This is a genomic window from Microbacterium sp. NPDC055910, from assembly GCF_042271185.1.
In the GTDB taxonomy this organism is placed as follows: Bacteria; Actinomycetota; Actinomycetes; order Actinomycetales; family Microbacteriaceae; genus Microbacterium.
Genome location: NZ_JBHJZS010000001.1, coordinates 26,362 through 41,759, shown reverse-complemented (window position 1 = coordinate 41,759; position 15,398 = coordinate 26,362). Strand labels below are relative to the sequence as shown.

Annotated in this window: 13 protein-coding genes and 1 tRNA gene; 2 read left to right on the top strand and 12 right to left on the bottom strand. The window is 69.1% G+C overall.

Annotated features, from left to right (window positions below):
• The gene (locus ACFC3F_RS00190; protein ID WP_376125052.1) at positions 1-1,317 is read left to right on the top strand and encodes an NtaA/DmoA family FMN-dependent monooxygenase; all 1,317 of its coding nucleotides are present in this window, start codon (positions 1-3) and stop codon (positions 1,315-1,317) included.
• A 318-nt stretch (positions 1,318-1,635) separates the two neighbouring features.
• Here the strand turns inward: ACFC3F_RS00190 and ACFC3F_RS00185 are convergent.
• The 8 genes from ACFC3F_RS00185 to ACFC3F_RS00150 all read right to left on the bottom strand — a co-directional run bounded on the left by ACFC3F_RS00185 (position 1,636) and on the right by ACFC3F_RS00150 (position 10,210).
• Positions 1,636-1,720: transfer RNA gene (locus ACFC3F_RS00185), tRNA-Tyr, on the bottom strand.
• Between the two features lie 88 nt (positions 1,721-1,808).
• Entirely contained in the window at positions 1,809-2,714 is a 906-nt protein-coding gene (locus ACFC3F_RS00180; protein ID WP_376125050.1) for a PfkB family carbohydrate kinase, read from the bottom strand.
• A complete protein-coding gene (locus ACFC3F_RS00175) occupies positions 2,711-3,211 on the bottom strand; it encodes an FBP domain-containing protein (RefSeq protein WP_376125047.1) in 501 nt (166 codons plus the stop codon). Before ACFC3F_RS00175 ends, ACFC3F_RS00180 begins: the two co-directional genes overlap by 4 nt.
• A 70-nt stretch (positions 3,212-3,281) precedes the next feature.
• Positions 3,282-4,196 carry a bile acid:sodium symporter family protein gene (locus tag ACFC3F_RS00170; protein WP_376125044.1) on the bottom strand — a complete coding sequence of 305 codons (915 nt, stop codon included), beginning with the start codon at positions 4,194-4,196 and terminating at the stop codon, positions 3,282-3,284.
• A gap of 157 nt (positions 4,197-4,353) precedes the next feature.
• Positions 4,354-6,237 carry a glycoside hydrolase family 13 protein gene (locus ACFC3F_RS00165; RefSeq protein ID WP_376125042.1) on the bottom strand — a complete coding sequence of 628 codons (1,884 nt, stop codon included), beginning with the start codon at positions 6,235-6,237 and terminating at the stop codon, positions 4,354-4,356.
• 2 nt (positions 6,238-6,239) lie between these two features.
• Entirely contained in the window at positions 6,240-7,220 is a 981-nt protein-coding gene (locus ACFC3F_RS00160) for a sugar ABC transporter permease (RefSeq protein WP_376125040.1), read from the bottom strand.
• A complete protein-coding gene (locus ACFC3F_RS00155; RefSeq protein WP_376125037.1) occupies positions 7,220-8,848 on the bottom strand; it encodes an ABC transporter permease subunit in 1,629 nt (542 codons plus the stop codon). Before ACFC3F_RS00155 ends, ACFC3F_RS00160 begins: the two co-directional genes overlap by 1 nt.
• A gap of 120 nt (positions 8,849-8,968) precedes the next feature.
• Positions 8,969-10,210, bottom strand: coding sequence for an extracellular solute-binding protein (locus tag ACFC3F_RS00150; protein WP_376125034.1), 1,242 nt, complete (start codon positions 10,208-10,210; stop codon positions 8,969-8,971).
• Positions 10,211-10,464: 254 nt separating this feature from the next.
• Here ACFC3F_RS00150 and ACFC3F_RS00145 point away from each other — a divergent pair, with 254 nt between their 5' ends.
• Positions 10,465-10,953 (top strand): YajQ family cyclic di-GMP-binding protein, encoded by a 489-nt coding sequence (locus ACFC3F_RS00145; RefSeq protein ID WP_376125032.1) that lies wholly within the window; start codon positions 10,465-10,467, stop codon positions 10,951-10,953.
• A gap of 239 nt (positions 10,954-11,192) precedes the next feature.
• Here ACFC3F_RS00145 and ACFC3F_RS00140 read toward each other — a convergent pair whose 3' ends face one another.
• Genes ACFC3F_RS00140 through ACFC3F_RS00125 form a run of 4 tightly spaced genes read right to left on the bottom strand, consistent with a single transcriptional unit; the run spans position 11,193 to position 15,394 of the window.
• Entirely contained in the window at positions 11,193-12,200 is a 1,008-nt protein-coding gene (locus tag ACFC3F_RS00140; protein WP_376125029.1) for an alpha/beta hydrolase, read from the bottom strand.
• A 23-nt stretch (positions 12,201-12,223) separates the two neighbouring features.
• Positions 12,224-13,597 carry an FAD-dependent oxidoreductase gene (locus ACFC3F_RS00135; RefSeq protein ID WP_376125027.1) on the bottom strand — a complete coding sequence of 458 codons (1,374 nt, stop codon included), beginning with the start codon at positions 13,595-13,597 and terminating at the stop codon, positions 12,224-12,226.
• Positions 13,598-13,637: 40 nt separating this feature from the next.
• Positions 13,638-14,693 (bottom strand): polyprenyl synthetase family protein, encoded by a 1,056-nt coding sequence (locus tag ACFC3F_RS00130; RefSeq protein ID WP_376125024.1) that lies wholly within the window; start codon positions 14,691-14,693, stop codon positions 13,638-13,640.
• Between the two features lie 41 nt (positions 14,694-14,734).
• Positions 14,735-15,394: a class I SAM-dependent methyltransferase gene (locus ACFC3F_RS00125; RefSeq protein WP_376125611.1), complete on the bottom strand. Its 660-nt coding sequence runs from the start codon at positions 15,392-15,394 to the stop codon at positions 14,735-14,737.
• Positions 15,395-15,398 lie beyond the last annotated feature (4 nt).

Below are 15,398 nucleotides of genomic sequence, written 5' to 3'. Positions count from 1 at the left end.
GTGGCGAGGCAGATGCACCTCGTCGCGATGGTGAATCCGCCGACGAGCCAGTATGCCGAGAACTGGCGCAACCCGCTCGGGCGGGCCGACTGGCTGCGCGGCGAATTCTTCGCTGACCTGGGGCGGATGCTGGAGCGCGGCCGGTTCGACATGATCTTCTTCGCCGACGCACTGGCGGTGCCCGAAGCCGCGGACGGCACGGTCGACACGACCCTGGCGACCGGCGGGAAGGGCAGCATCTACCTCGATCCGATCTCGCTCATCTCGCTCGTCGCGGGAGTGACGAGCCGGATCGGGCTCGGCGCGACCGTGTCCACGAGCTTCGCGCCGCCGTACACGATCGCGCGGCAGCTCCTGACCGTCGACCAGCTGTCGGGTGGACGCGTCGCGTGGAACATCGTGACCTCCACGACGAACGCCGAGGCCCGCAATCACGGGCGTGAGAGCATCGCGGGGTCGGCCGCTCGGTACGACAAAGCCGACCGGGTCGCGGAGACGGTCGTGGATCTGTGGAAGAGCTGGGATGCGGACGCACTCGTGCTCGACCGCGAAGCGCGCCGGTTCGCGGATCCGGACCGCGTGCACCGAGTGCCGGCGCGCAACGCCGACCTGGCGCGCGGACCCCTAACGGTGCCGGCGAGTCCGCAGAGGCACCCCGTGCTCATGCAGGCGGGAGCTTCGCCGCGCGGACGCGATTTCGCGGCGCGATGGGCGGAGGTGGTCTTCGCGATCGGAGACTCCGAAGACCAGATGCGGGCCTTCCGCCAAGAGCTGCGCGGGCGCGCCGAGCGAGATCACGGCAGGGATCCGGACAGCATCCGTGTCCTGCAGGGTCTGCAGCCGGTGCTCGGGCGGACGGACGCCGATGCGCAGTCGCGGCTGGAGCAGCTGCGCGCGCAGATCTCGCTCGACGACGCCCTGGTCAAGCTCGCTCGGCTGCTGCATGCCGAGTCGCTCGACCCCGCCGCATCCGCCGTCACGACACTCGAGGCGCACCGGGGTGCGACGGGGAGCGTCGCGTTCGAGGACATGCTCGCCGCGGTGAGCGCGCAGCGCGGCTACACCGTCGCCGACCTCGCGATCGAGCAGGCGCTGAATCAGCTGCATCCTCAGATCGTGGGCTCGCCGGCGAGCGTCGCCGACGAGCTCGAGCACCTGTTCCGCGGCGAGGCCGCCGACGGGTTCATCATCATGCCGGCGCTGTACCACTCGTCGTTCGAAGAGTTCGTGAACGGCGTCGTGCCCGAACTGCAGCGTCGCGGTGTGTTTCGCACCGAGTACGCGGGACCGACGCTCCGCGACAACCTGCGGGGCTGATCTCTCGACGTCGCCGGCCCCAACATCGATGCGCGCCGCCCGCACGCAGCCCGCGCATCGTCGACGTGCGCCGCCCGCATCGTCGAGGTGCGGCGCCCCGCACGCAGCCCGCGCATCGTTGAGGTGCGCCGCCCGCACGCAGCCCGCGCATCGTCGACTTGCGCCCTATGTCGGACACGCCCGGCGTGTCGCCGACACAGGGCGCAAGTCGGCGAACGGGGACGGGCTGACGCGAGAGGGATGCCGCCGCTCGGGCGGCAGGGGCAGCAAGGGCATACGCAGAAAGCGGGCGCAGGCGCGCGGATCGCGGGGGGAATGTGGTGGCGAGTGAGGGATTCGAACCCCCGAATGCTGAGCAGTCTGATTTACAGTCAGATCCCTTTGGCCGCTTGGGTAACTCGCCGGGTGCGCACCCGCCCAGCTTTTTCAGTCGACCGGAGGCGCGATCCACAATCTTACGCGCATCTTGCCGGTGTTCGAAATCGACCCGCTCAGGTGCCGATGCGACCCAGGTCCATGCCGTCCAGAGCCCTCGGTGTGCGCAGCAGCGCGCCCTCGAAACGGCACGTGGCGGCGGCCATCTCCATCGCGTCGCGAAGCACCGCGTCCCAGCCGTCGGCGTGCGTCGGCGAATGGTCCACGAGCCCGGCGAGCGCGGCGGCGAAGGCGGCGTCGCCGGCACCCATCGTGTCGACGATCCGGCCGGGCAGTCGCGGCACCGGTCGGGTCAGGACCACGTCGCCCGCTTCGATCGTGGCGCCCGCCGATCCGCGGGTCGCGAGCACGGCGTGCGCGCCGAGCTCGACCATCCGCGCCCGCACGGCGTCGAGCGGCGCGCGATAGAGCAGCCGCGCGTCGTCGTCGCCGACCTTGATCAGCCGAGCGCCGGGCACGACGCGCTCGAATCCCTGCACGAATGCGGCTCGGTCGCGCAGCATCCCGGGTCTGGGGTTCGGGTCGATCGCGACGGATGCTGCGTCGGCGAGCGCGTCGCGCAGCTCATCCGCCTGCTCGGGGTCGTCGAAGGCGACGCAGCTGACGGCGACGAGATCGGCCGCTGCGATGACGGCGCGCTCGCGTTCGCCCAGCCGGATGCGGCGACGCCGGGCCGCCTCGTTGAACTCGTACTGCGGTTCCCCTCGCGTGCGCGTGCTCACGGCGCGCGCGGAGCCGTGCGGTGCGGGGGTCGCGATCAGCCCGACGCCGAGGTCGCCGAGGTATCGGCGGATGCGCGAGCCCGCGTCATCATCGCCCACCATCGCGATGAGGGTCGCCGGCACGCCGACCCGGACGAGGCCGACCGCGACGTTGAGCGCGGCTCCGCCGACGAATTCGCGGATGCCGCGGGGGTCGCGCAGCTCGTCGATCAGCGCGTCGCCGATGACGACGACCGTCACCGGCGCGAGCCCGCTGTCTCGAGCACGCGCGCGACGAACGCTTCGACGCGCGCGCGGGTGCCGTCGATGCGGCGGTCCACGCTCGCGCGGATCTCGCTCGGCGCGAGCGGAGCCGCCAGTCGCACGTTCTCGTGGCACGACAGGTCGGAGCAGATGTAGGTGCCGACGCTGTCGCCGTGCTCTCCCGCCTCGCCGGCCCTGCGCGCCGTGAAGAGCGCCACCTGGTCGGAAGGCTGCATCGTGTGACACAGGTTGCACATCGATGCCCGGGCGCGCGACGAGCCGTCGGCGGCGCGCAGCACGACCCCGTGCGGCTCACCGTCGATCTCGGCGACGATGTAGCCGCGGGAGCGCGTGCGCGGGTCGCGCCACGCGTAGAAGTCGAGGTGGTCCCAGTCGGTGATGACGAAGTCGACCGGCACGGCGAGCAGTCGCACATCGTCGGGCGAGGCGTTGGCCATGGCGGCTCGGAGAACGTCTTCCGTGAGCGGGCGCATCCCCTCAGTCTACGAACGCCCCTCCGCCCCGGACCCGCGAGACTGCATCTGCGCGCCGAGGATGCGGGGTTTACCCACGGTCTCGGCCGCCCGATGCGGTCTCACGGTCTGGGCGGGGTGGGGTGGCGGCATCCGCTCGGTCGCGTCCGCGGATGAGGAAGCCGAACCCGAAGGCGACGAAGAACATCAGCACTCCGTAGACGGCTGCCGGCAGCGACAGCTCCACCGAGCCGAGGACCGTCTGCGCGATGACGATCGCGAGGGTCGCGTTGTGAATGCCGATCTCGAACGACGAGGCGATCGCCTGGCGCTTGCCGACGCGCAGCCAGCGGGGTACGAGGTATCCGATGGCGAGGCTCACGAGGCAGAACACGATCGTGATGAGCGACAGCCGCGCGAAGTTCTCGACCAGCAGCGCCCAGTTCGACGCGACGGCGCCGGCGATCACGACGACCAGGATGATGACCGACGCGATGCGCACGGGCTTGTCCATGCCCGCGGCGAAACGCGGCCAGAAACGGCGCACGAGCATGCCGCCCGCGACGGGCAGCAGCACGATCGCGAACACCTCGAGCGCCTTGGACCACTGCATGCCGAGCTGATCGTCGAACGGCTCGAAGTACCAGATCGCGAAGTTCGTGATGAGCGGCAGCGTGATGACGGCGATGACCGAGTTCACGGCGGTGAGCGAGATGTTCAGCGCGATGTCGCCGCGGAACAGGTGGCTGTACAGGTTCGCCGTCGTGCCGCCGGGAGACGCGGCGAGCATCATCATGCCGACGGCGAGGACCGGCGGCAGCTGGAAGGCGATCACGAGCCCGAAGCAGATCGCCGGCAGCAGCAGGAGCTGGCAGGCGAGGGCGACGATCACCGCTTTGGGCTGCTTCAGGACTCGGGCGAAGTCGCCGAGGGTGAGGCTCAGCCCGAGGCCGAACATGATGATGCCGAGGGCGACGGGCAATCCGACGGTGGTCAACGCTGACATGGCACTCAGTGTGCCCGATACCGCGATCCGGTGTCACGCGTTCTCCACACGTCGCGTGCCCGACCCCCTACCCGCGAGACTGCAACGGCACGCCGAACCAGCGGGTAAAGCCCACGGTTTCGGCCTCCCGTTGCAGTCTCGCGGTCAAGAGGCCGTGTCAGGAGGGGACGCGCACGCCGGGGAGCGACCAGGCGGCGAAGGCCGGGCCCTCGGCCGAGAGCACGACGGCGCCGTCGACCGCTGTCGCGAGCGTCGCGTCGCCGACGAGCGCCCGCGCGCTCTCCGCTCCGGCGAGAGCGCCGGGCACGAGCTCGACGTCGGCGTCTCCGCGCGTCGCGAGCACGACGATCGTCTCGTCAGCCGACTCGCGCGCGAACACGACGGTCTCGTCGTCGACGTGCAGCCACCGCAGCCCGCCGCTGCCGAGCACGGCGTGCTCGCGCCGCAGCGCGATGAGCGAGCGGTAGAGCTCGAGCCGTTCGGCGACGGCGGGTTCGTCCTCGCTCCCCCATGGCATGGGCGTGCGGCTGGACTCGCCGTCGGCTCCGACCAGCCCGTACTCGTCGCCCGCGAACACGACCGGCAGACCCGGCAGGGTCATCGACAGCCCCACCGCGACGGGGATGCTGCCCGGCGCCGCGTTCGTCGCGAACCGGGCCGTGTCGTGGGTGTCCAGCGGCTGCATGTTGCCCAGGCGCACCCGCCACGGGATCCCCGCCGTGAACCGCACGACCGCGTCGACGAACTGACGCGCCGTATAGCGCGGGATGCCGCCCACCGGCTGCGTGAAGAACCACGGCTCGGTGCGCTCCTCGCCTTCGGCCGTGAGATAGGCCCGCCCCGTCGGTTCGGACAGCCAGCCCCACAGCGGGCGCGTGAACGAGGGGTACGTCATCGCCCCGTGCCAGCCGTCGCCCTGCAGGTCGCTCGCGGCGTCGTTCGTCGACTCGCCGAGGAGGATCGCGTCGGGGTTGATCCGCCGCATCGTCTCCTGCAGCAGCTGTCGTACCTCGGCGTTGAGGTCGATGTCGCCCAGGCGCCCCGTCATGTTCGCGACGTCGATGCGCCACCCGTCGGTCGAATACGGCGGCTCGAGCCACCGCGCGACGACGGAGTCCGGCCCGTCGACGAACGCCGCCCGCAGCTTCTGCGAGGCCCAGTTGAACTTCGGCAGACTCGGCACGCCGAGCCATGACTCGTATCGCGTGTTGCCGTCGCGGAAGTAGTAGAAGTCCTCGGTCTCGGCGCCCGGCCGGCCGAGCGCCGACGTGAACCATTCGTGCCGGTCCCCCGAGTGGTTGCTCGTGAGGTCTCCGATGACCCGGATGCCGCGGGCATGCGCCGCCTCGATGAGCCGGACGTACGCCTCATCACCGCCCAGCAGGGGATCGACCGAGAGGAAGCTCGACGCGTCGTAGCGGTGGTTGGATGCCGCGGGGAAGACCGGCGTCAGGTACAGCACGTTCACCCCGAGCTCGACGAGGTGGTCGAGCTTCTCGGTGACACCGTCGAGATCGCCGCCGTAGAACTGCTGCGAACGGCCGGGCGAGACGGGGTCGACGGGGTCATCCCACGCGGCCGGCAGAGCCCACTCCGGCACCGGACGGGCATCGGCCTGCGCCGACCGGGCGAACCGGTCGGGGAACACCTGGTACATCACGGCGTCGTACAGCCACGCGGGCGGGGCGGGGCGGGCGACGAGGGCGAAGTCGTCGGCGTCGAGTGTCTCGATGTCGTGCAGACCGGTCTGGTTGAGCCAGTGCGCACGGCCGTCGGCGTGCACGAACAGCCAGCGGTAGCCGTGTCGCGGGTTGTGCACCGCGACCGGCGCCTCCCACCAGTCCCACCCGTCCGACGAGCCGACGAACGCGGCATCCGTCCAGCTCGGCTCGTGGTCGGGGTTCGAGCGTGTGCGCACGGCGCGCAGCGGCCCGTACCCCTGCGGCACGCGCACCCGCACCCGCACGGTCTCGCCGAGCTGCGGCGCGTCGTTCGAGACGTACAGCGGTGAGCCGTCGTGGTGCGGCGTGAGCAAGGTCATGCTCACTTGACGGCGCCGGCGGTCAGTCCGCCGACGATGTACTTCTGCAGGATGAGGAACAGCGCCATGACCGGGAGCGCGGCCAGGACGGCACCGGCCGAGAACGCGCTCCAATCCGCGTAGCGCGGGTTGGAGACCATCTTCGTCAGGCCGACGGCGAGCGTCTGCTTCTCGGGTTCGATGAGGATGACGCTGGCGATGACGAATTCGCTGAACGACGCGATGAACGACAGCAGCGCCACGACCGCGAGGATCGGGGCTGCCAGGCGCAGGATGATCGTGAAGAAGATCCGCGCGTGCCCCGCACCGTCGATCTTGGCCGCTTCGTCGATCGACGCGGGGATCGTGTTGAAGAACCCGTACATGAGATAGGTGTTCACGCCGAGGGCGCCGCCGAGGTACACCATGATGAGGCCCAGGTGCGTGTCGAGCCCGAGCGCGGGGAACCAGTCGCCGATCGCCGACATCAGCAGGAAGAGCGCGACGACCGCGAGCAGCTGCGGGAACATCTGCACGATGACGATCGAGACGAGTCCGATCCGGCGCCCGGTGAATCGCATCCGCGAGAAGGAGTATGCCGCGAGCCCGCCCAGGAACACCGTCGCGACCGCCGTGACGCTGGCCACGACGAGCGTGTTGACGAACCAGTTGGCGTACGGGTTGTTCGGATCGGTCAGCATCCGCACGTAGCTCTCGATGCCGACAGTCGAGAAGAGCGCGTTGGATCCCGTGAGCGTGCCGCGGGGGTTGAGCGACGACGACAGCACGAACAACAGCGGGAACGTCGAGAAGACGATCATCACGACACCCACCAGGTGCCGCCAGCCGGTCGCGCGGAACCACTGCCCGAAGGTCTTCGGTCGTTCGTAGAAGTCCGCGTCGGCGCGACGCTTGGGTCGCCGACCGCGGCGACGGGTGTCGTCCAGGACTTCGGCCTCGCCGGCCAGGAGACCGCTGGAGCTGCCGGGGAAGGAATCGGGCATCAGTTCAGCTCCTCCAGTGCCTTGGTCCGTCGGAAGCTGATGATCGAGATCACCGCGACGACGATGAAGATGAGGATCGTGAAGGCGGATGCCAGACCGTAGTCACGGTTCTGCCCCGTGAAGGCCACCTTGTAGACCATCGAGATCAGGATGTCGGTGTGGCCCACGTTGATCGCGGCGGACGAGTCGCGCGGCCCGCCGTTGGTGAGCATGTAGATCAGGTTGAAGTTGTTGAAGTTGAACGCGAAGGACGCGATCAGCAGGGGCGCGACCGTCACGAGGAGCAGCGGCAGCTTGATCAGCCGGAAGATCCCCCAGGGTCTCGCGCCGTCGACCTTCGCCGCCTCGATGACGTCGTCGGGGATGGACTGCAGCGCCCCCATGCACACGAGGAACATGTACGGATACCCGAGCCAGAGGTTCACGAGCAGGACCGAGACCTTCGCCAGCCAGGGATCGGTCAGCCAGGGCACCGACGCCCCGCCGAGGAGCACCTGATTGATGAATCCGAAGCTCTCGTTCATCATGCCCGCCCACACGAGCGCCGACAGGAACGACGGGAACGCATACGGGAGGATCATCAGGATGCGGTAGAACTTGCGCCCCCGCATCCGCATGTCGTTGAAGACGATCGCGAGGAACAGTCCGAGGAAGAAGGTCGTGGCCACCGACACGATCGCGAAGACGAACGTCCACAGCGTCACGTAGAACAGCGGGCCGCGGATGCTCTCGTCGGTCACGGCGCGCACGAAGTTGTCGAACCCGACGACGATCGTCCAGCCCGGCATGAGCTGCGATCCGTCGTCGGCGGTGAACGCACCCACGCCGGTGTCGCTGTAGACCGTGCCGTTGCGGGTGTCCGTCATGGTTCCCGCGGCTTCGTCGTACACGAGCGCGGAGGTGTACAGGTATCCGCGCTGACCGTCCGGGGTGAGAAGAGTCCCGTCGTTCGGATCGTCGGACACGGGGACCGCGAGGTCTCCGATGACGCTCTGGTTGGCGAGCACATCGGCGAAGGTCAGCGTCGTCCAGCCGTCCAGTCCGACGGCTTTGCCGCCCTCGAACCGGGCTCCGGGGGCGGGCTCGAGGGGCTGCTCGTTCGTGCCGAAGAGCGCCTCCCCGTCGGGGTCCGTCACGAGCACGCCGTACTGCCCGAGCTGCGACACGACGGTGACGTCGTACGTCGGCGAGTCCGGCACGCGCTCGAGCGCAGACGCCATGAGCGACGAGACGGCCTGCTCCTTGGAGCCGTTGTGGCCGGTGCCGTAGTTGGTGAAGCCGATGTAGCCCGTGTACACGAGCGCGAACACCTGGAAGATCAGCAGGAAGATGACGCCCGGAGCGAGGTATTTGGCGGGCAGCCGGCGCCGCGAGAGGTAGATCCAGTTGAGGAGCGCCGTGGTGGCCGCGACCAGCCCGGCCACGAGCCATTCCCGGTTGCTCAGCAGCACGAACAGCGCGAAGACGGCGAGCGCGTCCAGTATCCCGAGCAGGACGATCTTGATGATCCATCCCTTGACGCCGAGCGATGCGGCATCGGCGATGCGCGCCGCCTGCTTCGACCGCTTGCGTCGTCGCGGGTCGGCCGCGGGGTCCTCCGTGCGCTCTTCGAGCGTGTTGCTCGTCACTCGCAGCCTCCGTTGCGTGCGGGCAGTCCGACGTGGCGACTCTGCCGTTCTAGCGTGATCGTAGCGGGATGCCGGGGCTCGATCCTCGTGCGAAGATCGGGCCCCGGCATCCGTGGGTCGTCAGCCGATGGCGGCCGTCACATCGTCGACGAGCTTCTGCCACGTCGCCGCCGGGTCGGCGCCGTTGATGATCTCGGCCTGTGCGATGCCCCAGAACTCCCACACGGAGCCCATCTGCGGGATGGCGGGCATGGCCACGGCCTCTTCGCCCACGGCGGCGAAGCCGCCCACGATCGGGTCCGCCGAAGCGGTGTCGGCGGCCGCCGTCAGGGCGGGCAGCACGTTGCCGGATTCGAAGAGCTTCAGCTGCACCTCTTCGGTGCCGAGGTAGTTGACGAGGAAGTCGTTCGCGGCGACCTTGTTCTCGGACTCGGCGCTGAGGTAGAAGCCCTTGACGCCCGCGAACGGAGCAGCGGGCTCGGCGGTCGGGCTGGGGACGGTGTCGATCGCGACGTTGATGCCCGCGTCGACGGCGGCCCCGACGTTCCACGGGCCCGTCAGCCAGAACGCCGCCGTGCCGTCGAGGAACGACTGCTTGGCGATGTCACCGTCGATGTCGGTGTTGAAGGCGCCGGTGCCGTTCGCGCCCTGCCCGGACAGCCAGGTCGCGAATTCGAAGCCGCCGGGGCTGCCGAGCTCGAGCTGAGCGGGGTCGTAGTTGCCTTCGGCGTCGAGCCCGAAGACCGGTGCACCGAACGCCGTCTGGAACGGGTACAGGTGGTAGGGGTTGCCCTCAGCACCCTGCTCGACGACGAACGGGTGGTCCAGGCCCGCGGCCTGACCCTTCGCGATCATGTCGTCGAAGCCCGTGGCCGCGTCGGGCACGAGATCGGCATTGCGCAGCACCGCGATGTTCTCGACGGCGTACGGCAGGAGGTACGTGGTGCCCTCGTAGGTGGAGGCCTGCACGGCGACCGGCAGGTAGTCGCCCGAGGTGTCGCCGAGCTCGATCGGAGCGACGACGCCGTTCGTCGACAGCTCGCCGACCCAGTCGTGCGCACCCATCGCGATGTCGGGACCGCGGCCCGTGGGCACCTGCTGGATGAAGTCGTCCTTGATGACGTCGGTGTCCTTCGACACGAGGTTCACCGTGACGCCCGTCTTGTCGGTGTATTCGGCGGCGACGTCCTTCAGTGCGTCGATGCGCTCGGCGTCGACCCAGACGGTCAGTTCGCCGGCGGTCGATTCGCCGCCGCCGTTTCCTTCGTCGCCGCCGCTGTCGCCGGAGCAGCCGGCAAGCAGCATGGCGCCGCCTGCGATGAGCGCGCCGAATGCGAGAACGCCCTTCTTCTTCACCGTCATCGGTGTGCCTCTCTCACGTGCTGTAGGGGTGTACCGGACGAGCCGACGCAGAGCGCGAACGGAGACCGGTCTCCCGCTCACAAGGAATGTAAGCGCTTACATTGTCATCTCGATCCCCCCAACGTGCAACCTCGCCCGGCGATCTCGATACACGTTCGTGACCTCATGCGCGGGCTCGACGGGCGGCATCCACCCCATCGCTGTAAGCGTTTGCACACGCGCTGCGAGGAGGAAGCCGCGGCTAGACTCGCGGCATGGCAGATTCCTCGTTCGACATCGTTTCGAAAATCGACCAGCAAGAGGCCGACAACGCCCTCAACCAGGCGCGCAAAGAGGTCGAGCAGCGTTACGACTTCAAGGGCACCGACGCCTCGATCGCGTGGAGCGGCGAGTCGATCCTCATCAAGGCGAACAGCGAAGAGCGCGCGAAGGCCGTGCTCGATGTCTTCCAGTCCAAGCTCATCAAGCGCGGCATTTCGCTGAAGAGCCTCGAGACCGGTGAGCCGACGGCGAGCGGCAAGGAGTACCGCATCGTCTCGACGCTCAAAGAGGGCATCTCGTCGGAGAACGCCAAGAAGATCTCGAAGATCATCCGCGACGAGGGACCGAAGTCGGTGAAGTCTCAGATCCAGGGCGACGAGCTGCGGGTGCAGTCCAAGAGCCGCGACGACCTGCAGGAGGTTCAGCGCCTCTTGAAGGCCGCCGACCTCGACGTCGACCTGCAGTACGTCAACTACCGGTAGCACCGGCCGCACAGACCGTCACGCCTCGTCCTGCTGCTGAGGCCCGGGGCGGCCCCCCGGCGCGCGCACAGGGGGAATGACGCGCCGGGGAACCGGTGACCCAGGTGCCGAGGGTTCGAACGGATCGGTTCGAACGGATCCGACGCCCCAGAAGTCGGGTCGATCGCCACTGTATCGGCGTCCGGCTGCTTCCGGCGAGCGTCGAACGTCGCGTCTGCGTCCGACAGATGGCGGTCGGGTCAGCGGCGGGCGAGCATCGCCGTCGCCCACCGGTCGAGGCGGGCGTAGGCCTCGTCGCGCGCGTCACGGCGTGAGAGGAACACGTCGTGCAGGGCGCCGTCGATCCGCTCGACGGTCACCGACGGGCCGAGCTTGAGCGAAGCGCGCGCGATGTCGTCGACGATGAGAACCGTGTCGGCGCTCGTGAGGTCCTCGCTCCACTTCGTGGGGATCGCCGTGCGCGCCGACAGCAGGACGCAGACGGGCACCGGTATCGCCAGGCCCGCCGAGACCTTCGTGTGCCCCGCGATGACGGCGTGCATCCAACCGACGTGAACCGGCATCGTGTGCTCGGGACGCCACAGGGCCTCGATCGTCAGCGGGTCTTCGGCATCAGCGACCTCACGCTGTGCACGGGCGTAGAAACCGGCATCCATCTGCGGCCACAGATCGAACGGGCGCAGCTTGGAGTGCAGACCCAGCACGGGCGCGATCGCGGCACGCGTCACGGCGCTCAGCTGGAACTCGAGCCACGGACTGTTCAATATGACGGCGGCCGCCGCGCCCGGGTTCCTGCTCGCCCACAGGCTCAGGGTGAGACCGCCCGTCGAGTGACCGAAGAGCACGAGACGCCGTTGGCCCGACCCATCGGCACCGCGGCCCATCGCCTCGAGGGCGGCGGCGACGTCGGCGTCGTAGTCGGAGAGATCGGCGATGTACCCGGGCGTCTGCCCCTCGCGGATGCTGCGTCCGTACTTGCGCAGATCGAGCGCGTAGAAGTTCGCGCCGCGATCCGCCCAATAACGGGCGAGCCGCGCCTGGAAGAAGTAGTCCGACCAGCCGTGCACGTAGAGCACGTCGACGTCGGCGAACGGGCGGTGATCGCCGAACAGCCCGCCCAGCGCCGGAGCCTTCGCCCGCAGCCGCACGAGGGTCGCGACGACGGGACCCTCCTCATCGTCGTCGAGCGGCAGCGTCAGCTGCTCGAACGGCTCCCCCAGCACATCGGGGACCCACTCGTGCGACATCCGCTCAGCCTACCGACGCACCCTCACTCGCCACGCGATACGTGGAGCATCTCATCGCGCGCCACGACCTTGATGCGTGCGCGATCCCGGGGCGCTCCGAGCGCGATCTCGTGCTCGTCGAGGCGGTGCCAGCCGTCGAGGTCGGTCCACCGCACGCCGCGTTCGGCGAGGAGCGCCGGAATCGCCGCATCGGACGGGTCGGCCGGGTCCCACCACGAGCCCTGGTCGTTGATGAGGTGGCGCACGGTCTCCATCGCGTCGGACTTGGTGTGCCCGATGAGCCCGACGGGACCGCGCTTGATCCAGCCCGTGGCGTACACGCCCGGCACGCGCTCGTTGGAGTCCTTGTGCAGCACCTGGCCTTCGTGGTTCGGGATGACGCCGTGGCGCTTGTCGAACGGCACGCCGGGAAGCGGCGACCCGAAGTATCCGACGGCACGGTACAGCGCCTGGATCGGCAGCTCGCGCAGTTCGCCCGTGCCCTCGACGCCTCCCTCGCCGTCGGGACGCGTGCGCTCGTACACGAGCGCGGCGACCTTCCCGCCGGCATCCTTGCGAACCTCCACCGGTCGGGCGTAGAAGTGCAGGTGAAGTCGCCGGGATGCCTCCCCGCCGGTGTTGTTGACCGCGGGCCGCTGCCGCCAGGACTGCAGCACGCGGTCGATCACCATGACCTGCTTGTTGCTCGCGATGGCGGCCTTCGACGCGTCGTCGTAGTCGAAATCCTCGTCGTAGACGACGATGTCGACGTCGCGCAGCTCGCCGAGCTCGCGCAGTTCGAGGGGCGTGAACTTCACTTGCGCGGGCCCGCGACGCCCGAACACGTGCACATCCGTGACCGGCGAGGCCGCGAGGCCCTCGTAGACGTTGTCGGGGATCTCGGTCGACAGCAGGTCCTCGGGGTGCTTCGCGAGGATCCTCGAGACATCGAGCGCGACGTTGCCGTTTCCGAGCACGGCGACGGATGCCGCCTCCAGCGGCCATTCCCGCGGCACATCGGGGTGCCCGTCGAACCAGCTCACGAACTCCGCCGCACCGTACGAGCCGTCCGCGTCGATGCCGGGGATGCCGAGGTCGGTGTCGCGGATCGCTCCCGTGGCGAAGATGACGGCGTGGTAGTGCTGCTTCAAGTCGTCGAGCGTGATGTCCTGGCCGAAGCGCACATTGCCGAAGAGACGGATGTCGCCACGATCGAGCACATCGCGCAGAGCCGTGACGATGCCCTTGATGCGCGGGTGGTCGGGGGCCACGCCGTAGCGCACGAGGCCGTACGGCGCGGGCAGCTGCTCGAACAGGTCGATCGAGACGTCGAACTTGCGCTCGGCCTTCAAGAGGATGTCCGCGGCATAGATGCCCGCGGGCCCTGCACCGACGATGGCGAGACGGAGCTTGGTCATAGGAGTCCTTCCGGTACGTCGGTCAGAAAACGCCGCAGCGTCAGCTCGAACGGTCGGCGACGGCGCGCGCGAAGCGTGTGAGCGCTTCGCGGACAGGGCCGTCCGGCACGGGAGCGAGGGCGTCGATCGCGTCGCGCGACCACGTGTTGGCCAGGTCGAGGGTCGCCTGCGTCGCCTCGTGTTCGCGCAGTCGGGCGAGCGGCTCGTCGAGGATCATCGGATCGGCGCCCGCGGCGATGCGTTCGACGCCGTCGTCGATCGCGCCCTGGAGCGCACGCGATGCGGCGTCGTCGCGCTGCGTGAGCAGCAGGTACGGCATGGTGGGCACCCCCGCGCGCAGATCGGTGCCGGGCACCTTTCCGGTCTCTTCGGGGTCGTCGGACAGGTCGATGACGTCATCGAGCAGCTGGAAGGCGACGCCGCTCTTCTCGCCGAAGACGACGAGCGCATCCTTCAGCTCGACCGGTCCGTTCGAGAACACGACGCCCGCTTGCGCTGCCGCCGCGATGAGCGAGCCGGTCTTGTCCGAGAGCACCTGCAGATAGAACGCGACGGGGTCGTCGTCTTCACGCGGCCCGATCGTCTCGTGCATCTGCCCGAGCACGAGGCGCTCGAACGTGTCCGCCTGCAGCTGGATCGCCTCGTCGCCGTGGCGCGCCATGATCTGGCTGGCCCGGGAGAACAGCAGGTCGCCCGCGAGGATCGCGACGCTGTTGCCCCACACCGCGTGGGCGCTGGGCACTCCGCGGCGCTTGTCTGCGGCATCCATGACGTCATCGTGATAGAGCGAGCCTAGGTGCGTCAGCTCGAGGGCTGTGGCCGCCTGGACGACTTCGTCGGTCGCGCCGTCACCGAGCTGGGCGGTGAGCAGCGTGAGCATGGGGCGCAGGCGCTTGCCGCCCGCCTCATAGAGGTATCGACTCGCCGCGTCGACGAGCGGATCGGCCATCCGAAGCTCGGACGCGAGAACCTCGTCGACCTTCTGGAGCCCCCTCTCGACTTCGGCGAGCAGGCGGCGCGAGCGCGGGCCGGCGAAGATGCGGTCGGTGAGGCCCAGCTTGCCCGCGAGGCGCGAGCCCGATGCTGAGGGATTCACGGGGTCAAGCCTACCCGTCGGACGGGGTGGGCTCGCGGCCCTCAGCGGGGCTTGACGGCGCGGTGCAGCGCCACGATGCCCATCGACAGATTGCGGTGCGCGACATCGGTCCAGCCGGCTTCGCGGATCCACGCCGCCAGCCGCGCCTGATCGGGCCAGTCCCTGATCGATTCGTTGAGGTAGTCGTACGCGTCGGCGTTCGAGCTCATCGCGCGCGCGACGACGGGCAGCACGCGGTCGTTGTAGAAGCGATACAGCCCCGCGAAGGCGCGCGAGGGCGGGTGCGAGAACTCGCAGACGACGAGGCGTCCGCCGGGCTTGGCGACCCGCAGCAGCTCCTGCAGAGCCTTCTTCGGCTCGTTGACGTTGCGCAGTCCGAACGACATCGTGACGGTGTCGAACTCGTCGTCGTCGAAGGGCAGATCCGTCGCGTCGGCTTCGCGGAAGGTGAGATTCCGGATGCCGCCGTGCCGGCGCCGCCCCTCGGCGATCATGCCCGGCGAGAAGTCGGCCGCGACGACATCGGCGCCGCTGCGCGCGAACGCGACGCTGGATGCACCCGTGCCGGCGGCGAGGTCGAGGATGCGCTGACCCGGTCGCGGGGCGACGGCCCGTGTCGTCGCGACGCGCCAGAGCCGGTCGTTGCCGAGGCTCAGCACGTCGTTCGTGAGGTCGTAGCGCTGTGCGACCTGGTCGAACATCCCG